22 protein-coding genes are annotated in these 25,633 nt (G+C 59.6%); 10 read left to right on the plus strand and 12 right to left on the minus strand.

Going from position 1 to position 25,633, the window contains the following annotated elements; all coding sequences use genetic code 11:
• The first annotated feature begins 27 nt into the window (after nucleotides 1-27).
• The 5 genes from metE (at nucleotide 28) to ACM6IQ_RS30425 (ending at nucleotide 6,030) form a co-directional block, all read left to right on the plus strand.
• Entirely contained in the window at nucleotides 28-2,340 is a 2,313-nt protein-coding gene (gene metE / locus ACM6IQ_RS30405) for a 5-methyltetrahydropteroyltriglutamate--homocysteine S-methyltransferase (RefSeq protein ID WP_017340591.1), read from the plus strand.
• A gap of 157 nt (nucleotides 2,341-2,497) precedes the next feature.
• Nucleotides 2,498-3,532, plus strand: coding sequence for an alpha/beta fold hydrolase (locus tag ACM6IQ_RS30410; protein WP_414880573.1), 1,035 nt, complete (start codon nucleotides 2,498-2,500; stop codon nucleotides 3,530-3,532).
• A 134-nt stretch (nucleotides 3,533-3,666) separates the two neighbouring features.
• On the plus strand, nucleotides 3,667-4,332 hold the full coding sequence (locus ACM6IQ_RS30415) for a DsbA family oxidoreductase (RefSeq protein WP_017340589.1): 666 nt from the start codon (nucleotides 3,667-3,669) through the stop codon (nucleotides 4,330-4,332).
• Nucleotides 4,333-4,432: 100 nt separating this feature from the next.
• The gene (locus ACM6IQ_RS30420; RefSeq protein WP_414880574.1) at nucleotides 4,433-5,128 is read left to right on the plus strand and encodes a hypothetical protein; all 696 of its coding nucleotides are present in this window, start codon (nucleotides 4,433-4,435) and stop codon (nucleotides 5,126-5,128) included.
• Nucleotides 5,125-6,030 carry a hypothetical protein gene (locus ACM6IQ_RS30425; RefSeq protein ID WP_017340587.1) on the plus strand — a complete coding sequence of 302 codons (906 nt, stop codon included), beginning with the start codon at nucleotides 5,125-5,127 and terminating at the stop codon, nucleotides 6,028-6,030. Before ACM6IQ_RS30420 ends, ACM6IQ_RS30425 begins: the two co-directional genes overlap by 4 nt.
• 132 nt (nucleotides 6,031-6,162) lie before the next feature.
• Here ACM6IQ_RS30425 and ACM6IQ_RS30430 read toward each other — a convergent pair whose 3' ends face one another.
• The 10 genes from ACM6IQ_RS30430 to ACM6IQ_RS30475 form a co-directional block, all read right to left on the minus strand.
• Complete coding sequence (locus ACM6IQ_RS30430; RefSeq protein ID WP_017340586.1) at nucleotides 6,163-7,491, minus strand: sigma-54-dependent transcriptional regulator; 1,329 nt, start codon at nucleotides 7,489-7,491, stop codon at nucleotides 6,163-6,165.
• Nucleotides 7,488-9,389: a sensor histidine kinase gene (locus ACM6IQ_RS30435; RefSeq protein ID WP_414880575.1), complete on the minus strand. Its 1,902-nt coding sequence runs from the start codon at nucleotides 9,387-9,389 to the stop codon at nucleotides 7,488-7,490. Before ACM6IQ_RS30435 ends, ACM6IQ_RS30430 begins: the two co-directional genes overlap by 4 nt.
• A gap of 234 nt (nucleotides 9,390-9,623) precedes the next feature.
• Nucleotides 9,624-10,358 (minus strand): amino acid ABC transporter ATP-binding protein, encoded by a 735-nt coding sequence (locus ACM6IQ_RS30440; protein ID WP_017340584.1) that lies wholly within the window; start codon nucleotides 10,356-10,358, stop codon nucleotides 9,624-9,626.
• Nucleotides 10,355-11,026: an amino acid ABC transporter permease gene (locus tag ACM6IQ_RS30445; RefSeq protein ID WP_414880576.1), complete on the minus strand. Its 672-nt coding sequence runs from the start codon at nucleotides 11,024-11,026 to the stop codon at nucleotides 10,355-10,357. Before ACM6IQ_RS30445 ends, ACM6IQ_RS30440 begins: the two co-directional genes overlap by 4 nt.
• Nucleotides 11,026-11,772 (minus strand): amino acid ABC transporter permease, encoded by a 747-nt coding sequence (locus ACM6IQ_RS30450; protein ID WP_017340582.1) that lies wholly within the window; start codon nucleotides 11,770-11,772, stop codon nucleotides 11,026-11,028. Before ACM6IQ_RS30450 ends, ACM6IQ_RS30445 begins: the two co-directional genes overlap by 1 nt.
• Nucleotides 11,773-11,964: 192 nt before the next feature.
• The gene (locus ACM6IQ_RS30455) at nucleotides 11,965-12,879 is read right to left on the minus strand and encodes a glutamate/aspartate ABC transporter substrate-binding protein (RefSeq protein ID WP_031319096.1); all 915 of its coding nucleotides are present in this window, start codon (nucleotides 12,877-12,879) and stop codon (nucleotides 11,965-11,967) included.
• A gap of 356 nt (nucleotides 12,880-13,235) precedes the next feature.
• Nucleotides 13,236-14,774, minus strand: coding sequence for a glycerol-3-phosphate dehydrogenase (glpD, locus tag ACM6IQ_RS30460; protein ID WP_414880577.1), 1,539 nt, complete (start codon nucleotides 14,772-14,774; stop codon nucleotides 13,236-13,238).
• Nucleotides 14,775-15,102: 328 nt separating this feature from the next.
• Nucleotides 15,103-15,858: a DeoR/GlpR family transcriptional regulator gene (locus ACM6IQ_RS30465; RefSeq protein ID WP_017340579.1), complete on the minus strand. Its 756-nt coding sequence runs from the start codon at nucleotides 15,856-15,858 to the stop codon at nucleotides 15,103-15,105.
• A 95-nt stretch (nucleotides 15,859-15,953) separates the two neighbouring features.
• Nucleotides 15,954-17,459 (minus strand): glycerol kinase GlpK, encoded by a 1,506-nt coding sequence (gene glpK, locus ACM6IQ_RS30470; protein WP_150654075.1) that lies wholly within the window; start codon nucleotides 17,457-17,459, stop codon nucleotides 15,954-15,956.
• Nucleotides 17,460-17,534: 75 nt separating this feature from the next.
• On the minus strand, nucleotides 17,535-18,386 hold the full coding sequence (locus ACM6IQ_RS30475) for an MIP/aquaporin family protein (RefSeq protein ID WP_414880578.1): 852 nt from the start codon (nucleotides 18,384-18,386) through the stop codon (nucleotides 17,535-17,537).
• Nucleotides 18,387-18,755: 369 nt separating this feature from the next.
• Here ACM6IQ_RS30475 and ybaK point away from each other — a divergent pair, with 369 nt between their 5' ends.
• On the plus strand, nucleotides 18,756-19,226 hold the full coding sequence (ybaK, locus tag ACM6IQ_RS30480; RefSeq protein WP_007971306.1) for a Cys-tRNA(Pro) deacylase: 471 nt from the start codon (nucleotides 18,756-18,758) through the stop codon (nucleotides 19,224-19,226).
• Between the two features lie 15 nt (nucleotides 19,227-19,241).
• The gene (locus ACM6IQ_RS30485; RefSeq protein ID WP_017340576.1) at nucleotides 19,242-20,024 is read left to right on the plus strand and encodes a PhzF family phenazine biosynthesis protein; all 783 of its coding nucleotides are present in this window, start codon (nucleotides 19,242-19,244) and stop codon (nucleotides 20,022-20,024) included.
• Between the two features lie 89 nt (nucleotides 20,025-20,113).
• Here ACM6IQ_RS30485 and ACM6IQ_RS30490 read toward each other — a convergent pair whose 3' ends face one another.
• Both ACM6IQ_RS30490 and argF read right to left on the minus strand, forming a co-directional pair.
• Entirely contained in the window at nucleotides 20,114-21,223 is a 1,110-nt protein-coding gene (locus ACM6IQ_RS30490; RefSeq protein ID WP_017340575.1) for an ABC transporter ATP-binding protein, read from the minus strand.
• On the minus strand, nucleotides 21,220-22,140 hold the full coding sequence (argF, locus tag ACM6IQ_RS30495) for an ornithine carbamoyltransferase (RefSeq protein ID WP_031319095.1): 921 nt from the start codon (nucleotides 22,138-22,140) through the stop codon (nucleotides 21,220-21,222). Before argF ends, ACM6IQ_RS30490 begins: the two co-directional genes overlap by 4 nt.
• Before the next feature lie 405 nt (nucleotides 22,141-22,545).
• Between argF and ACM6IQ_RS30500 the strand changes: the two genes are divergently transcribed.
• From ACM6IQ_RS30500 to grxD, 3 genes are all read left to right on the plus strand, one after another.
• The gene (locus ACM6IQ_RS30500) at nucleotides 22,546-22,836 is read left to right on the plus strand and encodes a hypothetical protein (RefSeq protein ID WP_017340573.1); all 291 of its coding nucleotides are present in this window, start codon (nucleotides 22,546-22,548) and stop codon (nucleotides 22,834-22,836) included.
• 134 nt (nucleotides 22,837-22,970) lie between these two features.
• Nucleotides 22,971-25,076 (plus strand): molybdopterin oxidoreductase family protein, encoded by a 2,106-nt coding sequence (locus tag ACM6IQ_RS30505; protein WP_017340572.1) that lies wholly within the window; start codon nucleotides 22,971-22,973, stop codon nucleotides 25,074-25,076.
• Nucleotides 25,077-25,173: 97 nt separating this feature from the next.
• Entirely contained in the window at nucleotides 25,174-25,515 is a 342-nt protein-coding gene (grxD, locus tag ACM6IQ_RS30510) for a Grx4 family monothiol glutaredoxin (protein WP_016773402.1), read from the plus strand.
• Nucleotides 25,516-25,633 lie beyond the last annotated feature (118 nt).

The raw sequence follows: 25,633 nt of genomic DNA on the forward strand, positions 1-25,633 counted from the left end.
GGCCTCTAATCTAGGAAGGAACTCACCATGGCTCTGGCCCACACACTTGGTTTTCCACGCATCGGCGCTGACCGCGAACTGAAAAAAGCCCTCGAATCCTACTGGAAGGGCGATCTCGATCAGGACGCGCTGAAAAACGTCGGTGCCCAACTGCGCGCCACCCACTGGCAATTGCAGAAAGACGCCGGCATCGACCTGCTGCCGGTCGGCGACTTCGCCTGGTACGACCAGGTGCTGACCCATTCCCTAACCTTTGGTGTGATCCCGGAGCGTTTCGACAGTGCCAAAAACGCCAACGGCCTGCCGACGCTGGACACGCTGTTCGCCATGGCCCGAGGTGCAACTGCAGCCTGCTGCGGCGGCGAACACACCAAGGCGCAATATGCACAGGAACTGACCAAGTGGTTCGATACCAACTACCACTACCTGGTCCCGGAATTCAGCGCAGACCAACAGTTCAAGCTTAGCTGGGAACAGTTGTTCGACGAAGTCGACGAAGCCCGGGCCCTTGGCCATAACGTCAAACCAGTGATCATCGGCCCGCTGACGTACCTGTGGCTGGGCAAGGCCAAAGGCAACGACTTCGACAAGCTCGACCTGCTGGAACGCCTGCTGCCGATCTACGGCGAAATCCTCGGTCGTCTCGCCGCCCAAGGCGTGGAGTGGGTGCAGATCGACGAGCCGATCCTGACCCTCGACCTGCCGCAAGAATGGAAAAATGCTTTCGAACGCGCTTATCACATCCTCCAGTATTCGCCGCTGAAAAAGCTGGTGGCGACCTACTTCAGTGGCCTGCAAGACAACCTCGGTCTGGCCGTCGGTTTGCCAGTGCAAGGTTTGCACATCGATGCGGTGCGCGCCCCCGACCAACTGCTCCACGTGCTCGATCGTCTGCCGACCTACAAGATTCTCTCGGTGGGCCTGGTCAACGGCCGCAACGTCTGGCGTTGCGAACTGGAGCCGGTGCTCGCACAACTGCAATTGGCCCAGGAACGCTTTGGCGACAACCTGTGGGTCAGCAGTTCCTGCTCGTTGCTGCACAGTCCGGTGGACCTGGAGCGTGAAGACAAACTCGATCCGGAACTGAAAAGCTGGCTGGCGTTTGCCGTGCAGAAGTGTGGCGAAATCGCTGTGCTGCGTGATGCACTTAACGACCCGCAGTCGCCCAAGGTGCAAGCCGCCCTGGGCGAAAGCCGGGCGATTCAGGCCAGCCGCGCCGAGTCTCCGCGTATCCACAAAGCGCAAGTGCAAGCCCGCATCAACGCCATCGGTGCAGCCGACAGCCAGCGCCACTCGCCGTTTGCCAAACGCATCGAGCAACAGCGCACAAGGTTGAAGCTACCGGCGTTTCCGACCACCACCATCGGTTCGTTCCCGCAGACCGGTTCGATCCGCCTGGCGCGTCAGGCGTTCAAGCAAGGCAAGCTGTCGGCCAACGATTACACCGACGCCATGCACAGCGAAATCCGCCACGCCGTGCAAGTCCAGGAACGCCTGGGCCTGGATGTGCTGGTCCATGGTGAAGCCGAACGCAACGACATGGTGGAGTATTTCGCCGAGCAGCTGGACGGCTACCTGTTCACCCGTTTTGGCTGGGTACAGAGCTACGGTTCCCGTTGTGTGAAACCGGCGATCATCTACGGCGACCTGAGCCGTCCGAACGCCATGACTGTCGACTGGATCACTTATGCGCAAAGCCTGACCGACAAAGTCATGAAAGGCATGCTCACCGGTCCGGTGACCATGCTGATGTGGTCGTTCCCGCGGGAAGACGTTTCGCGCAAAGTCCAGGCGCAGCAGTTGGCGCTGGCCCTGCGTGACGAGGTGCTGGACCTGGAAAACGCCGGCATCAAGATCGTCCAGATCGACGAAGCGGCGTTCCGCGAAGGTTTGCCGCTGCGTCGGGCGCAATGGCAGGAATACCTCGATTGGGCGGTGCAAGCGTTTCGCTTGAGTGCGTCCGGTGTGCGCGATGAAACCCAGATCCACACCCACATGTGCTACAGCGAATTCAACGACGTGATCGAGGCCATCGCGGCGATGGATGCTGACGTGATCACCATTGAAACCTCGCGTTCGGACATGGAATTGCTGGAGGCCTTCGAAGCGTTCGACTACCCGAACGATATCGGCCCGGGTGTGTATGACATTCACTCGCCACGGGTGCCGGACACGGCGGAGATGGTCAAGTTGATGAGCAAGGCCGTGAAGCGGATTCCGGCGGAACGGTTGTGGGTGAACCCGGATTGCGGTCTGAAAACCCGGGCTTGGCCGGAGACGGAAGCGGCGTTGGTGAACATGGTGGCGGCGGCGCGGCAGTTGCGGAGTCAGTTGGCTTAAGCTTCTGTGGCGTCTGCCCGGACGATGAATGAAAGCGCGGTGTTGAATATGACCGTTCAGCACTCTTCATCAAACTGTCACGTAACTGTGGCAGCGCGCTTGATCAAACTTCATCAGACTCGCGCTCTACTGGGGTTCTGCGTTTCGGTGTTTTTTCATGAGTGCACGTTTTTTTTCGACAGCGGTTTTCCTGGCCGCGTTGTTGTTCGGCCTGCCGTCCTTTGCGGCCTCTCGATGTGATGTGAATGTTCCGACCGAATACGCCGATCTGGCGCAGGTGAGCCTGGCGTACCAGAGCATCGGCCGTGCCTCGGACCCGGCACTACTGCTGGTGATGGGGCTGGGCGGGCAGTTGATTCACTGGCCGGACGAGGTGGTGGTTGCGCTCTGCCAGCAGGGCTTTCGGGTGATTCGATATGACAATCGCGATGTCGGCCTGTCCACCTGGCGACAGGCGCCGGTCGACGCCAATCTGACCTTCGAAGTGCTGCGCTACAAACTCGGTTTGCCGGTTTCGGCACCGTATTCCCTGACGGACATGGCCGATGATGCGCTGGGTCTGATGGATGCGTTGCACGTCGATCAATTCCATGTGCTGGGCGCGAGCATGGGCGGGATGATCGCCCAGCATATGGCGGCCATGGCGCCGCAGCGGATCGAGAGTCTGACGTTGATCATGACCACTTCCGGTGCCGAAGGTTTGCCGGCGCCCAATGCGGCCTTGGTGCAGTTGCTCTCGCGCCGTGGTGCGCCGAATCGCGAAGTGGCGCTCGAGCAGCAGGCCGACTTGCTGGCAGCGCTGGGGAGTCCGACGGTGAACGATGATCGGCAGGCCCTGCTGCATCAGGCGGCGCTGTCTTATGACCGGGCGTTCAACCCCGAGGGTGTGAAGCGCCAGATCATGGCGATCCTCGCGGAGCCAAGTCGGGTGGCGTTGCTTAATCAGTTGCGGGTGCCGACGCTGGTGGTTCATGGCACTGCCGATCCGCTGTTGCCGGTGATGCATGGGGTGCATTTGGCGGCGCATATTCAAGGTAGTCAGTTGAAGCTGATTCCTGGGTTGGCCCATCGTTTTCAGGAGGCGTTTAAAGCACCGTTGCTGGCGGCGGTGTTGCCTTATCTGCAGGCTCATCGCGAAGACACTTCGCATTGGGCGCAGATTGATCCTGTGGTTGAACACAACCTTCTGTAGCACCGAAATCCACTGTGGGAACGGGACCGGCATTCTGGCGAAGGCGACCTGTCTCTTGCAGACAGACAACCATGCCGCTTCCACAGGTGTATCGTTCATCATTTTCGGCCTGTGTTCAGCCTGTGAGGTGTGTGATGAGTGCTCCCCTGAAGATCGATTTCGTCAGCGACGTGTCCTGCCCGTGGTGCGTTGTGGGTCTGTACGGCCTGACCCGCGCTCTGGATTTGCTGGGCGACGAGGTCCAGGCCGAAATCCGTTTCCAGCCGTTCGAGCTGAATCCGAAGATGAGCCCTGAAGGGCAGAACATCACCGAACACATCACCGAGAAATACGGTTCGACCCCGGAGCAATCGCAAAAGAACCGCGAGATGATTCGCGCACGCGGCGCCGAAGTCGGCTTTGCCTTTCGCACGGACGGTAACAGCCGCATCTACAACACTTTCGATGCTCACCGTTTGTTGTACTGGGCGGGGCTGGAAGGGTTGCAGTTCAATCTGAAGGAGGCGCTGTTCAAGGCGTATTTCACCGACGGCGGCAATCCTTCCGACCACGCTCAGTTGGCGCAGATCGCGCAAAGCGTTGGGCTGGACCGGCAGCGGGCCGAGGCGATTCTGGCATCGGACGAGTTCGCCAGGGAGGTGCGGGAGGAAGAGCAGTTGTGGCTGTCCCGCGGCGTCAGTTCGGTGCCGACCGTGGTCTTCAACGGGCAGTACGCGGTCAGCGGCGGGCAGCCGGTGGAAACCTTTGTCGGGGCGATTCGACAGATCATGAGCGAGGCGAAGGGCGGCACGGTCAGTTGATCGGATCGCAGTTGAATAGAAATATATCAATATGCCACTATGGTTTCAGCCGTTCTTGCCGATATAGGCAGCAACGATTTCAATCATAGGGATTTGATCCATGACTCTTCACGCCTTTCGCACGTGGGCAGCGCTCACTTTACTCGCTTGCCTGAGCCTTACCGGCTGCGCCCACGTCCAACCGCCTGTTCCGCTGGATAAACAATTCTGGGATGCCAAGGAGCCGACCATCGGCGTTGCCATCACTGTGGTGCCGGCACCGGTGCTGGCACTGACCGGTCAACAGGGGATGCTCGATTACGCGATCAATCGGGGCGTGAACAGCAAACTCAGCGACAACGTCGAAAAATGGCAAGTGCGCGACCTGAACACGTTGCCGGATGTCATCGTCGCCAAACTGCAGGCCAAGGGCTACAAGGTCAAGAGGATCAATGAGCCGGTCGACCTGAATGTCTATAAGCAAACCAGTTTCCGCGAAGGCTACATGGGCCGGGACCTGACTCCGATCAAGGGCGCTTACGGCGTCGATCGCCTGTTGCTGGTGAATGTCTTCGCCACCGGCGCCACCCGCAGCTACTACGGATTCGTGCCGACCAGCGTGCCGATGGCGCAGGTGAGCGGGCAGGGCCTGGTGGTCGATCTGGCCGACAACAAACTGTTGTGGTTCAAACCCTTCGCGGCGGTGCAAGCGGCTCAGGGCGAGTGGGATGAGCCGACCTACACCAACCTGTCCAATGCCTTCTACCAGGCCATGGACAATAGTCGTCAGCAAATGATCACACCGTTCGAGCAATGAAGCGCTCGATCATGGGGGCCAGTGCGCTGGCCCTGCTGGTGCTCGCCGGTTGCGCGCAGAAACCGGCGCCCGAGGCCGGTTTCAAGTCGCAGAGTGCCGCGTCCTACGTCCAGGCTCATGGACTGAAAGTGGACATGCAACTGCCGCAGGCGTTTGTCGGTGCCAGCACGGTGATTGACGCCGAGGCGGCGCAGAAGGCGGCTTCGTCGAGTCATAACCTGGTGGCGGGTGCCAATGCGGCAGGACTGGCAGGTTTGCTGGTGGCGAGCCTGATCAACACTCAGATGGGCAGCGGCAGCTTGCAGCGCGATGCAGAAAACTCTGCGCTCAAGGATTCGCGTCCGATGGCCGACCTGCTCGCCGGCGTGCCATTGCAGGAACGTCTGCAACAGCGCTATCAACAAGCGTCGCAAGTGGCCGGGCTGAAACAAGGTGAGGGGCAAGTCACCGCGCGGCTGGTGATCGAACCGAAACTGATGCTCACCCCCGATCGCGGCAGCTTTGTGCTGGTCAATCAGGTGCAGGTCCAGGACATTGCCGGTTCGGCGCTGTACCGCATGCGCATTGAAGTGGCGAGCCAGCCAGTTCGGCGTTGCGGCAAGCAATGCATCGACGACGGCACTCTGGATCTGGCGAGGGTCACGGCCGTGCTCGACGAGTGCATCGACGAGTCCATGCGTGTTTTAGCCACCGACCTGATGCTGCCGGCACCGCCGGAGGCCGCCCAGGAAACCTTGCGGTATGTGCTCGATGGCCAGCGTGTGGTAGAGCGCGGTTATCAGTTGGCGAATAACGGCACCTATTGGCGTTATCGCAACCTCTACGGCGCAGTGAAATCAGTGCCGGTGCCGTTCGAGGATGCGCTGACGCAAGCGCAGTTGCAGAAGGTTTACGGGCAGTAAAACGCAGAACCTGCAGGAGCGATCGGTGCGGTGATCCGACGTGCCGGCGAAGGCGACGGAACAGTCATGAAGTGTCTGACACGCCGTCTTCGTCGGAACACCGCCCGGAGCCAGCCTTGAGCATCAGGTCCGTCAGTGGCTCAGCCCGTACTTCTTCACTTTGTCGAACAGGGTGGTTTTGGCCATGCCCAGTTCCAGGCTGGCCTGGGTCAGGTTGCCGCCGCTGCGTTGCAAGGCGTCGCTGAGCAGGTTGCGTTCGAAGGCTTCCACCGCTTCGGCAAAGGCCAGGCCCTGATTGCTGCCGCTGGTACCGGTTTTCTTGAAGGCCGGCAGGCCGAGGGCAAAACGCTCGGCGACGTTGCGCAGTTCGCGCACGTTGCCCGGCCAGTCGTGGCTCATCAGGTTTGACAGGGTCTGGTTGTCCAGCTCCGGTACCGCGCGGTCGAAGCGCAAGGACGACTGCTGCAGGAAGTGTTCGAACAGTTGCAGGATGTCTTCGCGGCGTTCGCGCAGCGGCGGCAGTTCCAGGGTCACCACATTCAGGCGGTAATACAGGTCGCTGCGGAATTCGCCGGCCTTGCTCGACTCGTCGAGGTCGGATTTGGTCGCCGCGATCACCCGGCAATCCACCGCCACACTCTGGTTCGAGCCGAGGCGTTCGAGGGTGCGTTCCTGCAACACCCGCAGCAGTTTGATCTGCAACGGCAGCGGCATGCTTTCCACTTCGTCGAGGAACAGCGTACCGCCGTCGGCGTGTTCGATCTTGCCGATCCGCCGCTTGCCGGCGCCGGTGAAGGCGTTGGCTTCGTGGCCGAAGATTTCACTTTCGAAAAGGTTCTCCGGCAGTCCACCGCAGTTCAGCGCGACGAACTGCTTGGTGTGACGCCGACTGAAGTCGTGCAGGCAGCGTGCGACAAGTTCCTTGCCGGTGCCGGTTTCGCCTTCGATCAGCACGTTGGCCGAAGTGTCGGCGACGTTGGCGATCAATTCCCGCAGGTTCTGCATCGCTGGCGAGCGGCCGATGATCCGGCCTTCCAGGGAATCCCGTTCCGCCAGTTGCCGACGCAGCGAAGACACTTCCCGCGCCAGGCTGCGTTGTTCCAGCGCACGACGTGCGACATCCACCAGCCGTTCCGGGGAGAAGGGTTTCTCCATGAAATCATAGGCGCCTTTCTGCATTGCGCCGACGGCCATGGAGATGTCGCCGTGGCCGGTTATCAGCACCACCGGCAGGCTGCGATCGCGAGCCTTGAGCCGGGTCAGGAGTTCGAGGCCGTCGATGCCGGGCAGGCGAATATCGCTGATGACGATGCCGGCAAAATTGTCGCCGACCCGCTCCAGCGCTTCTTCGGCACTGCCCACGCCGACGCAGGGAATGTCTTCCAGGGTCAGCGCCTGTTGGCAGCCGAGCAGCACATGGGGGTCGTCTTCGACGATCAGCACACTAAGGTCGTTGTTCATATTGGCTCGGCAGGAGTAGGGCTTACCAACGGTAAACTGAGGACGAAGGTGGTACCACCGCTGGCCGGGTGCTCGACACCCAAATGTCCGCCCGTCGCGGCGGCCAGGCTGGCGGAAAGGGTCAGGCCGAGGCCCAGACCCTGCTCACCGGGTTTGGTGGTGAAGAACGGTTCGAACAGGTGCTTGCGCGCTTCGGCGTCGATGCCATGACCGTTGTCGCGGACCCGCAGGCGATATTTGCCATCGAACTCTTCGCCTTCAAGCCACAGCTCCGGTTGGGGCTGCGACTGCATGGCATCGAGGGCGTTGCCGATCAGGTTGACCAGAATCTGCTCCAGGCGGGTCTGGTCAATCTGCACCTGTACGTCGGCGTATTCTCGATGTAATTGCAGCGGGACACTTTCCACGCGTCCGCCGAGCAGTTGCAGCGCGGCGTCCATTGCTTTGCCGAGGCAGGCCTGGCCCTTGTCGTCGCCGCGCCGGGCAAAGGAGCGCAGGCTGGCGGTGATCCGGCCCATGCGATCGATCAGTTCGTTGATGGTCTTGAGGTTGGTGCTGGCCACATCCAGTTGCCCGCGCTCGAGAAAGCGCACGGTGTTGCCGGACAGGGTGCGTAGCGCCGCCAGCGGTTGATTCAATTCGTGGGCGATGCTGGTGGACATCTGGCCGATGGCGGCGAGTTTTCCGGCCTGCACCAGTTCATCCTGGGCGCGCCGCAATGTCTCTTCGGCCTGACGGCGTTCGCGGATCTGACCCTTGAGTCGCTCGTTGCTGGCGCGCAGATCGGTGGTGCGTTCGGTAATCCGACGCTCCAGTTGATTGTTGGCTTCCTGCAAGGCTTCCCGGGCGGCGAGGCGGGTGGCGATCACCTTGCGGCGCTCGTTCCAGGCAATCAGCAGGAACGCCACCAGGGCAAACGCCACGGCCACCAGAATCCCCTGATTGATCGCTTCGCGACGCAAATCCTGCAGCGGCGTGAGCAGGGTGAAATTCCACGGGGTGTCGCTCAAGGGGCGGGTTTGCGAGAGGTAACTGATGTCCTCTTCGTCGGACTCCACTTCGCTGTTGGCCGGGAAGGTCAGTTTTTCTTCGCCTTCGGCCAGTTTTTCCCGGGCCAGCGGTTGCAGTTCGTTCAGTGGAAACCAGTAGTACTGAAGGCTGCGGGCGAGTTTCTCCTTGGTCTCGTCGCTCAGTGGCACGACTGATTTCAGCCGGCGCGCCGGATCGCTGGAGAGAATGATGATGCCGTTTTCGTCGCTGACAAAGGCTTCGAGGCGCGCGCGCTGCCAGCGTTCTTCCATGGCTTCGAGGCGGACTTTGACCACCGCGACACCGATGATCTTGCCGTGTTCTTCCAGGCCATGGGCCAGGTAATAACCGGGTTCGCCGTTGGTGCTGCCGATGCCATAGAAACGGCCCGGCTGGCCGCGCACGGCGTTCTGGAAGTAGGCGCGGAAGGACAGGTCTTCACCGAGGTAACTGTCGACGTCGCGCCAGTTGCTGGTGGCCATGACACGACCGGTGGTGTCCATCACGTAGATGGCCCGACTGCGGCTGCGCCGGTTCAGGCCTTCGAGGTATTCATTGACCGTTTGCCGGTGTTCCGGAGACGGGTCGGCCAACAGCTTCGAGACGCTGGATTCGAGTTCCAGCAAGCTGGGCAGGTAGGTGTATTTGCTGATCTCGCTCTCGACGGCGCGGGCGTGCAGTTCGAGCTGACGCTGGCCGTTCTCGCTGAGGCTGCGGATTCCGTAGTGCTCACTGACCCAGAAGCCGAGAAAACCCAATCCGATCATCAGGGCGATGACCAGCGGCGGCAGGAACAGATGGCGGATCAGACGGGGTTTCACGGCGAGTGATGGCTTTGCTGCGCGATAGAGAGTGGGGTCGCATTTCATCACAGATGCCTTGGGTCAACCAGCTTGGCAACGGGCTTGCTCTGGTTTCCAGTCGAACGCGGAACCTGTGGCGAGGGAGCTTGCTCCCGCTCGGCTGCGAAGCAGTCGTAAAACCGGTAAATGCGGTGTGTCAGATACATGCATTTGCCGGGTTTGGGGCCGCTTCGCGACCCAGCGGGAGCAAGCTCCCTCGCCACAAGAGCAATCCTGCCCTCCTGAGAGAGCAGTACCGTTTTAGTGCTGCAGAATCTTGGCGAGGAAATGCTGGGTACGCTCGGCACGGTGGCTGATGTCGCCGAAGAACTCCTCTTTCTTGCAGTCTTCGATGATTTTGCCGGCGTCCATGAAGATCACCCGGTCCGCCACTTTGCGGGCGAAGCCCATTTCGTGGGTTACGCACATCATGGTCATGCCTTCGTGGGCCAGTTGCACCATCACGTCGAGCACTTCGTTGACCATTTCAGGGTCGAGCGCCGAGGTTGGTTCGTCGAACAGCATGACGATCGGGTCCATTGCCAGCGCACGGGCAATCGCCACACGCTGTTGCTGACCACCGGAGAGCTGGCCCGGATGCTTGTGAGCGTGCGCCGAGAGACCGACGCGCTCGAGCAATTGCAGGCCTTTCTTGGTGGCCTCTTCCTTGCTGCGGCCCAACACCTTGATCTGCGCGATGGTCAGGTTTTCGGTGATGGTCAGGTGCGGGAACAGCTCGAAATGCTGGAACACCATGCCCACGCGAGAGCGCAGTTTCGGCAGGTTGGTCTTTGGGTCGGCGATGGACGTGCCGTCGACGACGATGTCGCCTTTCTGGAACGGTTCCAGCGCGTTGACGCATTTGATCAAGGTGGATTTGCCGGAACCGGACGGGCCGCAAACCACGATCACTTCGCCTTTTTTGACCTCGGTGCTGCAGTCAGTCAGTACCTGGAAGTCGCCATACCACTTGTTGACATTCTTGATAGAGATCATACGGCAAACCTTTTTTGCAGACGCTTGACCAGCAGCGAGGCGGCAAAGCTGATTGTGAAGTACACGAGACCTGCGAAGATCAGGAACTCATTCGAGCGGCCGATGATGTCGCCACTGGCACGCGAGGCATTGAGGAAGTCCACCAGACCGACCGCATACACCAGTGAGGTGTCCTGAAACAGAATGATGCTCTGTTGCAGCAGCAGCGGGGTCATCTTGCGGAACGCTTGCGGCAGGATGATCAGACGCATCATCTGGCCGTACGTCATGCCCAGGGCTTGGGCAGCGCCCATCTGGCCTTTGGGAATCGACTGCACGCCGGCGCGGACGATTTCGCAGAAGTACGCCGCTTCGAACATCATGAAGGCCACGATGCATGAAGCGAACGCGCCGATCGGCGTGTCTTCGCCAGTGATCCAGCGCAGCACGAACGGCACCGCCAGGTAGAACCAGGTGATGACCAGCAGGAGCGGGATCGAACGGAAGTAGTTAACGTAGGCGCCGGCAAGGTTCGACAGCAGTTTGCTGTGGGACAGGCGCATCAGCGCGAGGACCGTGCCGAGGATGATGCCGCCGATAACGCCCAGCGCCATCAGTTGCAGGGTCATCACCATGCCGTTCCACAGTCCTGGCAGGGACGGGATGATGCCCGAGAAGTCGAATTCCATCATTTACCCCCTACGGAGATCAGGCCCGGTACGGCGACTTTCTTCTCGACCAGGCGCATCAGCAGCATCAGGCCCATGTTCAGGGTGAAGTAGATCAGCGTTGCCAGGGTGAAGGCTTCGAACAGGTTCGCGGAAAACTCGGCGGTCTGTTTGGTCTGTGCGAGCAACTCCATCAGACCGATCAGCGAGGCGACGGAGGTGTTCTTGAACACGTTCAAGAATTCCGAGGTGAGCGGCGGAATGATGATCCGGTAAGCCTGGGGCAGCAGCACGTTCCAGTAGATCTGTGGCAGCTTGAAGCCCATGGCGCGAGCAGCGGCTTCCTGGCCTTTCGGCAACGCCTGAATGCCTGTGCGTACTTGTTCGCAAACGCGAGCCGTGGTGAACAGGCCCAGGCAGACAACAACGCTGAGGAACGCCGAGGTGGTCGGGTTCAGGTCCTGTTTGTACCAGTCCTGCAGGTTTTGTGGCAGCAGGTCGGGCACCAGGAAGTACCAGATGAACAGCTGCACCAGCAGCGGCACGTTACGAAACAGTTCGACGTAGCAGGTTGCGATGCCCGACACGATGCGATTCGGTACGGTGCGCATGACGCCCAGGATCGAGCCCAGCGTCAGGGCGATGATCCAGGCCACGATGGCGATGGCGATGGTCCAGCCCAGGCCGGTGAGGTACCAGTCGAAATAAATTTCGCTGCCCACGCCGGTAGACTTGAAGAACACGCCCCAGTCCCAGTTGTAATTCATTAGGGTCTCCCCTCGGATTCGATCGATGTACTAGTGCCCGCCTGGGGAAGCTCCGTTCCCGCCCGACTTGAGAGTCAGGCACACGCGATCGGCTCGACAGCCGCCTGTTCGAGTGTTTCCAGAAATGCCAGCAGGGAGTGACAACCTCCTGAAAGAGTAGTAGCCCTCTCAGGAGGTAAGGTTAGTCAGAAATCAGGATTTCTTGTCGTCAGCCGCTTTATCGGTCGGATTGGCGATCAGGGCCTTGAGCTCGTCGCTCATCGGGAACATCAGGTTCAGGCCTTTAGGCGGGATTGGCTGCATGAACCATTTTTCGTAGATCTTGTTGATCTCGCCGGATTTGTAGGTCGCCACAATGGCGTCGTCTACAGCCTTCTTGAACGGCTCGTCGCCCTTGCGGACCATGCAGCCGTAGATTTCGTAGGATTGTGCAGTGCCCGTCACAGCCCAGTCAGTCGGCTTCTTGGCCTTGGCCATTTCACCGGCCAGCAGTGCGTCGTCCATCATGAACGCAACGGCACGACCCGATTCCAGCATCTGGAAGGATTCGCCGTGGTCCTTGGCGGAGATGACATTCATGCCCATCTGCTTGTCGGCGTTCATCGACTTCAGAATACGCTCGGACGTGGTGCCCGCTGTGGTCACTACGTTCTTGCCTTTCAGATCGGCGAAGTCTTTGTACGGCGAATCCTTCTTGGCCAGCAGCTTGGTGCCGATTTCGAAGATGCCGACGGAGAAGTCAACTTGCTGCTGACGCTCGACGTTGTTGGTGGTGGAACCGCATTCCAGGTCCACGGTGCCGTTCTGCACCAGCGGAATACGGGTTTGCGAGGTCACCAGGTTGTATTTGACCTGAAGGTTAGGCAGGTCCAGGTCTTTCTTGATCGCTTCAACAATTTTCAGCTGGATATCGTGGGAGTAGCCAACCGGTTTGCCGGAAGCGTCCGCGATATAGGAAAACGGAATGGAAGCGTCACGATGCCCGAGGGTGATGGTGCCGGACTCTTTGATCTTCTTCAGTGTGCCGGTGAGTTCGGCAGCGAAAACTGGAGTGGTAATCAGAGCGGCAGCAATGGCTGCGCCCAGGATATGGGGAACGATGCGCATCAAATTTTCCTCGACATTGTTTTTTTTATGGAGCCAGTTCATCGGCCCTTTTGTGCTTCGAATGTCCGTCGGCTTCTAAGGACCGCGCAACAAGCATTCGTCCAAAAGTGTAGAGCATGACTCGTGCCAGGCCAGGTGGTTAAGGTTAATTCATTGATTTATAACGATATTAAATATTCGCGGCGTGTTATTTTGGGTTAGAGAATCCGGTTAACCGAATAGACCGACAAGTCGCGTTCGGAAAACCGAACGAAATCTTGTGCCTGCATATTCCCTGCGGGAGCGAGGGAGCGACATGAATGCAAAAAAGCCCCTGAATCGCGAGATTCAGGGGCTTTCGTTTAGCGCGGATGCGATCAGGCCGCTTCGATCTTGCTGCGGTTCTGCTCGACCTTGCTCAGATAATCCGCGAGCTTCTGTTGCTCATCCGGGGTGGTGAACAACCCTAGCTTGCTGCGGCGCCACAGAATGTCATGCGCCGTGGTCGCCCACTCTTCGCTGCACAGGTAATCGATTTCGCGGGTGTAGAGACCGCCGCCAATGTGTTCGCCCAGATCGCTGAGGCTCTGCACGCCTTCGAGCATGCGCCACGTGCGGCTGCCGTAGGTCGTGGCCCAGCGGCGGGAAATTTCAGTCGGCACCCAGTCGAACTGGTCACGAATCCGTGAGCTCAGCGCCTGCGGGGTGGTCATGTCTTCGCCGCCCGGCAGGGTCGCGGTGGCGGTCCAGCTCGGCTTGATGTGGGTGAAGTACGGCGCCAGTTGTGCCAGCGCCGACTCGGCCAGTTTGCGGTAGGTGGTCAGCTTGCCACCGAACACCGACAGCAGCGGCGCTTCTTCGCCCGTGCCCGACAAGGCCAGGGTGTAATCGCGGGTGACGGCCGACGGATTGTCGGATTCGTCATTGCACAGCGGACGAACACCGGAATAGCTGTGCAGGATGTCGTCGCGGCTGATCTGCTTTTTGAAGTGAGCGTTGACCACTTTCAACAGGTAATCGGTTTCACCTTCGGTGATTGCGACCTTCGCCGGATCGCCGGTGTATTCGCGGTCGGTGGTGCCGATCAGGGTGAAGTGGTTCAGGTACGGGATGGTGAACACGATGCGCTGATCTTCGTTTTGCAGAATATGCGCGTGTTCGCCTTCGTACAGCTTCGGCACGATCAGGTGGCTGCCCTGGATGAGGCGGATGCCATAGGGCGATTCCATTTTCAGGTCGTCACGAATGAACTTGGCGACCCACGGGCCGGCCGCATTCACCAGCGCCTTGGCGCGAATCGAAAACAGACTGCCGTCGGCGCGTTCCAGGTGCAGGTGCCACAGGCCTTTGGTGCGACGAGCGCTGACGCAACGGGTCTGGGTGTGAACGTGGGCGCCTTTCTCGCGGGCGGCCATGGCATTCAGTACCACCAGGCGAGCATCGTCGACCCAGCAATCGGAATACTCGAAGCCTTTGGTGATTTCGCTTTTCAGCGGGCTGTCCGGGCCGAACTTCAGGCTTTTCGAACCTTCCAGTTTTTCCCGTTTGCCCAGGTTGTCATAAAGGAACAAACCGGCGCGGATCATCCACGCCGGACGCAGGTGCGGACGGTGCGGCAGCACGAAACGCATTTGCTTGACGATGTGTGGCGCCTTGGCCAACAACACTTCGCGCTCCGCAAGGGCTTCACGTACCAGGCGGAATTCGTAATGTTCGAGGTAGCGCAGGCCACCGTGGATCAGTTTGCTGCTGGCCGACGAGGTGTGGCTGGCAAGATCATCCTTTTCGCAAAGGAACACCGAAAGACCGCGGCCGGCGGCATCCGCTGCGATCCCCACGCCATTGATCCCGCCACCGATGACGGCAATGTCGTAGACCTCAGCGAGAGGGGGCGTAGGCAAGGTAGAAGTGGGCATCGGCTGGCCTCGGGCTTTTATGATTTTCGGTATTGGATTTCGAACATAAATGTTCATTTGCGAAAATGGTAGCCCATAAAGACGCACACAGCCAGTCAACTTCGATTGAAAATACTGATCGAAGGGCCGTCAAAGGAAAATTTCCGAACATTAATGATGCTGTTGGAGGCTTTTGTGGCGAGGGGCTTGCTCCCGCTGGGCTGCGAAGCAGCCTGAACCGGCGAACGCGGTTTTTCAGGAGGAGCATGTTGTCTGAACTGCGTCTGCTGCGCAGCCGAACGGGAGCAAGCTCCCTCGCCACAGGGGAGCGTGGTGTTTTCGAAAGGGGTTAAACCACTTCGAGTCGAATCTTGTGCTGACTCAACAGCTGCGCCAACGCCGGCACAGGCTGCTGATCCGTCACCAGGCAATCGATCAAACTGATCGGCCCCAGGCGAACCATGGCGTTGCGCCCGAACTTGCTGGAGTCCGCCGCCAGAATCACCTGCCGGGCATTGGCAATGATCGCTTGCGACACCCGTACTTCCTGGTAGTCGAAGTCCAGCAGGCTGCCGTCTTCATCGATACCGCTGATGCCGACCAAGGCAAAATCGACCTTGAACTGGTTAATGAAGTCGACACTCGCCTGACCGACCACCCCTCCGTCACGCCGCACATTGCCACCGGTCAGCAGGACATCGAAGTCGTCCTTGGCGCTGAGCATCGAGGCCACGTGCAGGTTATTGGTGATGATCTTCAGGTGATTGTGGTTGAGCAGCGCCCGGGCAATCGATTCGGTCGTGGTGCCGATGTTGATGAACAGCGAGGCGTGATCGGGGATCTGGGCGGCAATGGCTTCGCCGATACGCTGCTTTTCATCGCGCATCTGATCGGCGCGCATGGCGTAGGCGGTGTTTTCGACACTGGAATCGTAGGCCGCGCCGCCATGGTAGCGACGCAACAAATTGGCTTCCGCGAGCTGATTGATGTCGCGGCGGATGGTTTGCGGTGTAACGACGAACAGCGTGGCCATTTCCTCGATGCTGACATAGCCGCGTTCGCGAACCAGTTCGAGGATTTGCTGCTGACGGGGAGGCAGATTCATGGGGCTTCCTTTGGGCTGCCGTGCAAAATTTGCCCATGATGCCGCAGGAATCTGCTCCCTACCAGTTACATACAGATACGAGTACTTACGTTGGCTTATTCAGCGCCTTCATGAGGTTCCCAATCACGCGTGCGGCTGACCGCTTTTTTCCAGCCGGCGTAGAGTTTTTCCTTCGCGGTTTCGTCCAGCGTCGGTTCGAATTCGCGCTCGATCACCGCCTTGCCGCGCAGCTCTTCCAGGCTGCCCCAGAAACCACACGCCAGACCGGCGAGGTAAGCGGCGCCCAGCGCGGTGGTTTCGCGCATTTGCGGACGCTCGACCTGGGTGCCGAGGATGTCGGCCTGGAACTGCATCAGGAAATTGTTCGCCACCGCGCCGCCATCCACGCGCAGGGCTTTCAGGCGCTCGCCGGAATCCTGTTGCATGGCGTCGAGCACGTCGCGGGTCTGGTAGGCGATCGACTCGAGCGCTGCACGAATGATGTGATCCACGCGTACGCCGCGGGTCAGTCCGAACAGTGCGCCACGGGCATACGGGTCCCAATACGGTGCGCCCAGACCGGTGAAGGCCGGTACCAGGTACACGCCATTGCTGTCCTTGACCTTGTTGGCGAAGTATTCGGTGTCGTGGGCGTCATTGATGATTTTCAATTCATCACGCAGCCACTGAACGGTTGAGCCACCGTTGAAGACAGCGCCTTCCAGTGCGTAGGCCACTTCGCCACGCGGACCGCAGGCGATAGTGGTCAGCATGCCGTGCTTGGATTTCACGGCTTTGTCGCCAGTGTTCATCAGCAGGAAGCAGCCGGTGCCGTAGGTGTTTTTCGCCTGGCCTGGCTCAACGCACATCTGGCCGAAGAGGGCGGCCTGCTGGTCGCCCGCGATACCGCCGATGGCGATGCCGCTTTTGGTGTGGCCGTAGATTTCCGACGAGGACTTAACTTCCGGCAGCATTTCGCGCGGAATATCCAGCACCTCCAGCATCTTCGCATCCCACTCCAGGGTGTGGATGTTGAAGAGCATGGTGCGTGAGGCGTTGGTGTAGTCGGTGACGTGCACTTTGCCGCCGGTAAATTTCCAGATCAGCCAGCTGTCGACGGTGCCGAACAGCAACTCGCCCTTGCGCGCACGTTCACGGCTGCCTTCGACGTTGTCGAGGATCCACTTGAGTTTGGTGCCGGAGAAGTACGGGTCGGTGACCAGACCGGTGGTTTCGCTGATGTATTGCTCGTGGCCGTCACGCTTGAGTTGCTGGCAGATTTCGGTGCTGCGGCGGCACTGCCAGACGATCGCGTTGTAGATCGGGCGGCCGGTGGTCTTGTCCCAGACCACGGTGGTTTCACGTTGGTTGGTGATGCCGATCGCCGCGACCTGGTCGTGATGCAGGCCGGCTTGCGCCAGGGCCTCGACCATCACGGCGCTTTGGGTGGCGAAGATTTCCATCGGGTCGTGTTCGACCCAACCGGCTTGCGGATAATGCTGGGCGAATTCGCGCTGGGCCGTGCAAACCACGTTCGCGTCGCGGTCGAAAATGATCGCGCGGGAACTGGTCGTACCCTGATCGAGGGCAATGATGTAGTTCTTATTCTGAATGTCGGTCATGTCGATTGCCTTGGACGAAATAAGGAGGTGAGGTCAGGCGCGGGACCAAATGGGCAGAGTCGCGCGCCTACGGTATCAAGAAGTTCTTGGTTTGCCGTCAATGGCCGGTGTTGCGTCCTTTGTAGCAGGTATGGCGCTGGGCAGATGACGGGCAATCAGCCCGCGATACGCGGCAGCACCGAGGCAGGCACCGACAATCGGTGCAAAAATCGGAATCAGGAAGTACGGGATATCGCGTCCACCGGTGAAAGAAATTTCACCCCAGCCAGCAAAGAAAGTCATCAGTTTCGGTCCGAAGTCACGCGCCGGGTTCATCGCAAAGCCGGTCAGCGGCCCCATCGAGCTGCCAATCACCGCAATCAGCAGGCCGATCAGCAGTGGCGCCATGGGCCCGTTAGGCAGGCCGTTGTTGTCGTCGGTCAGGGACATGATCACGCCCATCAGGACGGCGGTGATGATCACTTCAACCAGGAAGGCCTGGGCCGTGGACAGGGCCGGGTTGGGGAACGTGGAGAACACCGACGCCAGTTCGAGGCTGGCTTGAGTGCCACGAATCATATGGTGGGTTTGTTCGTAATCGAAGAAAAGATTGCTGTACAGCGTGTAAACCAACAACGCGCCACAGAACGCGCCAGCCACCTGGGCAAGAATGTAAAACGGCAGTTTGCGTTTTTCGAAGTCGGCGAAAATGCTCAGCGCGATGCTGACGGCAGGGTTGAGGTGAGCCCCGGAAACCCCGGCGGTCAAGTAGATCGCCATGCTGACGCCAACGCCCCAGATGATGCTGATTTCCCACAAGCCAAAGCTGGCACCCGCGACCTTGAGGGCGGCAACGCAACCGGTACCAAAAAAGATCAGCAGTGCAGTACCCAGAAACTCGGCCATGCATTGGCTGGAGAGCGACGGTTGTTGTAAAGCAGTTGTCATCGAAAACCTCTTTGTTTTTGTTGTCTGGCGCTTTTTTCGTCATGGCCAAAGCGCGATTTTCACCGAGGCAGGATCCCCATCCTGTTCCCGGCTTACTGCTGGTTGCTGCGTTTTCACGTTGTACGGTATTCAGATTCGAAAAAATATAGACAAGAAACACTGCTGTCAAAGGTCGAAAGTGAACTACCGGTCACATTGAAACTATTAGTCACATGAATGATCGTTTTGTTTGGCGGGCGAGGCGATCTCTGACGAACGGTAAAAACCAGCGCCAGGCTGTGGAAACGCTGCCGTGATAGAGCCTTTTATGCAGCAATGTCCTAGAATCCAGCGCAGTATTTTTTCTCTGCCGCCCAGTCTGGAGCTGTCATGACCCCCGCATTGGATTTGTTGAAAAAAGTTCGTGCCGAACATCGCGTGCACAGTTATGAACATGATCCGAAGGCAGCATCCTATGGGCTGGAGGCCGCGGAGAAACTGGGCCTGGACCCGGCGCAAGTGTTCAAGACATTGCTGGCGGCCAGCGAGAAAGGGGAATTACTGGTGGCTGTGGTGCCGGTCGTCGGAAGTCTCGACTTGAAGGGCCTGGCGCATGCGGCTGGGGTGAAAAAAGTCGAAATGGCCGACCCGGCCGCGGCGCAACGTTCGACGGGTTATCTGTTGGGTGGCATCAGCCCGCTGGGGCAGAAAAAGCGCTTGCGCACGTTTATCGACAATTCGGCCCAGCCCTTCGCCAGCATTTTTGTCAGTGCCGGTCGGCGCGGTCTGGAAGTGGAACTGGCCCCCGCAGTACTGGCCGAACACACGCAGGCCAAGTTCGCCGATATCGGCCGCGCCTGAATCAGGGAGAAGGTTATGCAGCTTGAGTTTCATCAGGTCGATGCGTTCAGTGATCGGCCGTTCAGTGGCAACCCGGCGATGGTCTATCGGCTCGATGCCTGGCTCGCCGACGAGTTGATGCAGAAGATCGCGGCCGAGCACAACCTCGCTGAAACTGCTTTTGTGGTGCGTGAAGGGCTGGGCTGGCACATCCGCTGGTTCACTCCCACCACCGAGGTGCCTTTGTGTGGGCATGCCACCCTGGCCAGCGCTTACGTGTTGTTCGAGATCTATAAAGAACCGGTCGAACGCTTGGACTTCATTTGTAAATCCGGCCCGTTGAGCGTAAGTCGTGAGGGCGGTCGCTTCTGGCTGGATTTCCCGGCAATCGTGCCGTCTGAAGTGGGCGTGACACTGGATGTCGAACGCGCCTTGGGCGTCGAAGTGGTCGATGTGTTGGGTTCGAATGAATTGTTCGTGGTGCTGGAGTCGGAGCAGGCGGTGCTCGATTGTCAGCCAGACATGGTGGCTTTGGCCAAACTGCCGTGGCCGGGTGCCATCGTCACCGCCAAGGGCAGCAAGCATGATTTTGTGTCTCGGTACTTCGCACCGGCGATCGGCATCAATGAAGACCCGGTGACCGGTTCCACCCATTGCAGCCTGATTCCGTACTGGTCGAAACGTTTGGGCAAGTCGAGTCTGACAGCGTTTCAGTGTTCGAAACGCGGCGGGGAGTTGTTCTGTCGGTTAGAAGGGGATCGGGTCAAGATCGGCGGGAATGCGACGCTGGTGGCGAGCGGAACGCTGATGTTGGGTTAGGAAGCAAAAAATCGCAGCCTTCGGCAGCTCCTACATGGAACGCGTGTTTCTGCAGGAGCCGCCGAAGGCTGCGATCTTTTGATCTTTCGTCAGCTGGCAGTGCTGTAGCGACGGACGCCGGAGTCTACCGCCGGAATCTGCGCCGCCGTGCTACCGGACGCCTGGAACAACACCAGATGTTCGGCCGCCACGCGAATGCCAACTTCTGCACCGACCAGATGATCAGCATGGCTCGGGAAAATCGACTCCAGCTGCGCGCCTGTTGGCAACTGCAACCGATACAACGTCGACGCACCCTGGAACGACTTGCCGATAATCCGCGCCTTCAAGGCGCTGTCCGGTGCATAAACGATATCGTCCGGACGTAGCAGCACATCCACCGCGCCACCAATCGGCCAAGTGTAAGCCCGATTGCCGCGTAACTCACCCAGCTCGGTCTGCACCGATTCCGGACTGCTCAACTGACCGCGAATGAAGTAACCCTGACCAATGAAACTGGCCACATAGGGCGTCAGCGGTTCGTGATACAGGTTGTAGGGCGTGTCCCACTGTTCCAGGCGACCTTCCTTGAAGACCCCCACATGATCGCTCACCGCGAAGGCTTCTTCCTGGTCGTGGGTCACCAGAATTGCGCTGGTGCCACGGGCCTTGAGGATGTCGCGCACCTCGTGGCTGAGCTTGCGCCGCAGTTCACCGTCGAGATTGGAAAACGGTTCGTCGAGCAGGAGCAACTGCGGCTCCGGCGCCAGGGCGCGGGCCAAAGCGACACGCTGCTGCTGGCCACCCGATAGCTCGTGCGGGAAGCGCTTGCCGAGGTTTTTCAGGTTGACCAGTTCCAGCAGTTCTTCGATAACGCGATCCTTCTGCGGGTGCTTGCGGATCCCGAACCCGATGTTCTCGGCCACGCTCAAATGTGGAAACAGGGCGTAATCCTGGAACACCATGCCGATCCGGCGTTTCTCCGGGGCGAGGGTGAAGCCGGCGCTGGAGATTGTCTCGCCTGCCAGGGTGATTTCACCTTCATGAACCGGTTCGAAACCGGCAATCGCCCGCAGGGTGGTGGTTTTGCCGCAGCCTGAAGAGCCGAGCAGGCAACCGATGTCGCCGGCATTCAAATGCAGGTTGAGGTTCTGCACAACGCGCTGGTCTTGATAGCCGCAAGCGAGATTGCGCAGATTAAGCAGTAATGGCTGGCTCATGCGTGGTGATACGCCGGTTCGACGAGAAACTCGAGCAGGGCCTTTTGTGCGTGGAGACGGTTTTCCGCTTGATCCCAGGCGACGGAGCGCGGGTCATCGAGCAGGTCGAGGCTGATCTCTTCGCCACGGTGGGCGGGCAGGCAATGCATGAACAGCACATCCTCGGCGGCCAGATCCAGCAGCGCGCGATTGACCTGGAACGGCGAGAACAGCTTCAGGCGCTTGGCGGTTTCTTCTTCCTGGCCCATGGAGGTCCAGACGTCGGTGCTCACCAGGTGGGCGCCACGCACGGCATCCTTCGGGTCGCGAACGATGGTCACCCGATCGCCGGCCTTGGCCACGAATTCGGGGTTGGGTTCATAGCCTTCAGGGCATGCGATACGCAGCTGGAAGTCGAACTGGATCGCCGCTTCTATATAGCTGTTGCACATGTTGTTGCCATCTCCGATCCAGGCAACGGTTTTGCCCTGGATCGAGCCGCGATGCTCGAGGAAGGTTTGCATGTCGGCCAGTAACTGGCACGGGTGCAAATCGTCGGACAGGCCGTTGATCAGCGGGACGCGCGAGTTGGCGGCGAATTCGGTCAGTGTGCTGTGGGAAAATGTACGGATCATCACCGCATCGAGCATGCTCGACATGACAATGGCGGCATCGCCGATCGGCTCGCCGCGACCCAGTTGGGTGTCGCGCGGCGACAGGAAGATGGCCTGGCCGCCGAGCTGGATCATGCCGGCTTCGAACGAGATACGGGTGCGGGTCGAGGATTTCTCGAAAATCATCCCGAGTACGCGGTTTTTCAGAGGCTCGAACAGTACGCCGCGGTTACGCAGGTCTTTGAGCTCAACGCCTCGACGGATCACGCTGACCAGCTCTTCGGGCGTGCAATCCATCAGGGAGAGAAAGTGCCTTGCGCTCATCATTGACTACCTTTTTGCAACAGACCGCAGATACTCAAAGCCTTGTTTAATTGAAAAACGGGCGAGACCTGCGGCGTAAGCCGCACGGGGCGACGAAATAGGGAAGGCGCGATCTTGACATTAAATGTCGCGTTTTTCCAATAGGCTACGGTGTTTAGGGGATTTCAGAGGGGCTACGGGGTAACCGCAGTAGCGCATTTGAAGCCGGTTTCCTGACAGCAGCCCGTCATTTGTACACTGGGCTTGCGGGGCTTTGCAATCAAGCGGGGCGGGCATGGTTTACTGATGGTCGGTTTCCGGTACGGTATTCCGGGTGTCAGATGGCAATGTGCCTCGTCTGAAACACTTGCTAATGCAATGTGCTGGGTTATAACTAAGTCACGAATGACGCAGGAAGCCTTCGGAATGGAATCGAAAGAACAGCAACTCATGGAACTGCTCGGCCTCACGGCCCGCTCACTGACGCATCTCACGGCCTCCATGACCTCGATGTCCTTCGAGCTTTTGCGAAGCAACGACGAAGTGACCAAGGCCGCTGGACGGCGGATGATCGATCGCATGGCCACCATCAGCGCAGGTCTCGACGAGCACTGGCGACTGATCGGCGAACTCACCGGGGTGCATGTCGCCCACGAGCAGATCGAAACCGTTCAGGAGATCCAGTTGCAGGCGCCGGCGAGGCTGCTGCCCAAGTGATCCCTGTCGGCCATCGGCTGGCCTGATGGTCGCCGATTCACAAGATGAACGTCGCTGGCGCAGCGGCGGAGTGCAGGCCATAGTTTTGATCCCGCGGCCGATATTGCCCGCCCAGAACAAAACAGAGACTGGCCATGACCAAGACTCTCCATCACCGTGCCTGCCACCTGTGTGAAGCCATCTGCGGCCTGACCATCGAGACCACCGAGGTCGATGGCGATCTCCGGATCACCTCGATCAAGGGCGACGCCCAGGATACGTTCAGTCGCGGGCATATCTGCCCCAAGGCTGTCGCCCTGCAAGATATCCAGAACGATCCGGACCGTTTGCGTCAGCCGATGCTGCGGGTCGGCAGCGAATGGCAACCTGTCGAGTGGGAAGACGCCTTCAACCTGGTCGCCGAACGCCTGGCCGGGATTCAGGCGCGGCACGGGCAGAACGCGGTGGCGGTGTACCAAGGCAACCCCAGCGTGCACAACTACGGGCTGATGACCCACAGCAATTACTTCCTCGGCCTGCTGAAAACCCGCAACCGGTTTTCCGCGACGTCGGTCGATCAGTTGCCCCATCACCTGACCAGCCATTTGATGTACGGCCACGGTCTGCTGTTGCCGATCCCGGACATCGATCACACTGATTTCATGTTGATCCTCGGCGGTAACCCGCTGGCCTCCAACGGCAGCATCATGACCGTGCCGGACGTGGAAAAGCGCCTGAAGGCGATTCAGGCCCGGGGTGGCAAAGTGGTGGTGGTCGACCCGCGCCGCAGCGAAACGGCGGCGATGGCCGATCAGCATCTGTTCGTGCGTCCCGGTGGCGATGCGGCGCTGTTGTTCGGGCTGCTCAACACCTTGTTCGCCGAAGGCCTGACCCGCGGCAGCCATCTGCCGGTGGACGGTCTGGATGAAGTGCGCGCCGCCGTCGCGGGTTTCACTGCCGAGGCCATGAGCCCGCTGTGCGCTGTGCCGGCCGAGCAGATTCGCCAACTGGCGCGGGACTTCGCCGCGGCCCCGACAGCCGTCTGCTACGGCCGCATGGGTGTCTCGACCCAGGCGTTCGGGACGTTGTGCCATTGGGTGGTGCAACTGATCAATCTGGTCACCGGCAACCTCGACCGCGTGGGTGGCGCGTTGTGCACAGAACCCGCAGTGGACCTGGTAGCGTCCACCTCGGGCGGGCATTTCAACTTATGGCAGAGCCGCGTTTCCGGGCGTCCGGAATACGGCGGCGAGTTGCCGGTGTCGGCGCTGGCCGAAGAGATGCTCACCGAAGGGGAAGGGCAGGTCCGCGCACTGATCACCGTGGCCGGTAACCCGGTGCTGTCGACGCCTAATGGTCGACAGCTTGAACAGGCGCTGGACGGGTTGGAGTTCATGGTCAGTGTCGATCTCTACATCAACGAAACCACGCGCTATGCCGATCTGATCCTGCCGTCGACATCGGCCCTGGAAAACGATCACTACGACACCACCTTCAACATGTTCGCGGTGCGTAACGTCACCCGGTTCAACCGCGCGATCCTGGCCAGACCGGAAGGCGCACTGCACGACTGGGAAATTTTTGTCGGGCTGGCCAAGGCCTTTGCCGCGAAGACCGGCAAGGAACTTAAACCGACGATCCCGCCCGCACAGATGATTGATCGTGGTTTGCGCATGGGCTTGTATGGCGATGCCTCGGAGCACCGGTTGTCCCTGGCGACGTTGTTCGATCATCCGCATGGTGTTGATCTTGGAGCGTTGAAAACCAACCTGGCTCCGCGCCTTAAAACCCCTAACCAGCGCATCCAGGCAGCCCCCGCAGCCATCCTTGCCGACCTGGCTCGCTTCGCCGCGCTGCAAGCGCCGGCCGCCGATGAGTTGCTGATGATTGGCCGTCGTCACGTACGCAGCAATAACTCGTGGATGCACAACTATCATCGACTGGTGAAGGGCAAGCCACGCCATCAATTGCTGATGCATCCGGACGACCTGGCCAGTCGAGGCCTCAGCGACGGGCAGCGGGTGCGGGTCAGTTCCCGGGTCGGCATGATCGAGGTGGAAGTGCTGGGCAGTCTGGATATGATGAAAGGCGTGGTCAGCCTGCCGCACGGTTGGGGTCATGCGCGGCCTGGCGTGCAGCTGACGATTGCCAGCAGCCAGCCAGGTTCCAGCGCCAATGACCTGACCGATGAATGTCTGCTCGACGAGTTGTCGGGTAATGCGGCGTTGAACGGTGTGCCGGTGACCGTGGCGGCGGCTTGATTGAGTCTGTCGGGGAGACCGAGCATGGCGCTCGGGTTTCCGTTACAATGCGCCACCGTGCCGACCCCTGAGTCGGAAAGTTCAGCCGAGGTGCTCCATGGATATCATCGAAACGATTAAAGAGCAGATTGCTAACAACACCATTCTGCTTTACATGAAAGGTTCGCCGAATGCCCCGCAGTGTGGCTTCTCCGCGAAAGCCGCGCAGGCCGTGATGGCATGTGGTGAAAAGTTTGCGTACGTGGACATCCTGCAGAACCCGGAAATCCGCGCCAACCTGCCAAAATACGCCAACTGGCCAACTTTCCCGCAACTGTGGGTTGGTGGTGAACTGGTCGGCGGTAGCGACATCATGACCGAGATGGCTGCAGACGGTTCGCTGCAAAGCACCATCAAGGCTGCTGTTGAAGCGGCTGCTGCCAACAAGTCCGAAGCCTGATTCACCTTGTAGGAGCCCGCTTGCTGCGGGCAGCTCCTGCACGATTCAGGTGAGCCGAAATTCCGGGCATGAAAAAGCCCCGCCTCTTTAAAAGAGAGCGGGGCTTTTTATTGTCTCG

This window comes from Pseudomonas sp. IT-P100, from assembly GCF_949767185.1.
GTDB lineage: Bacteria > Pseudomonadota > Gammaproteobacteria > Pseudomonadales > Pseudomonadaceae > Aquipseudomonas > Aquipseudomonas fluorescens_B.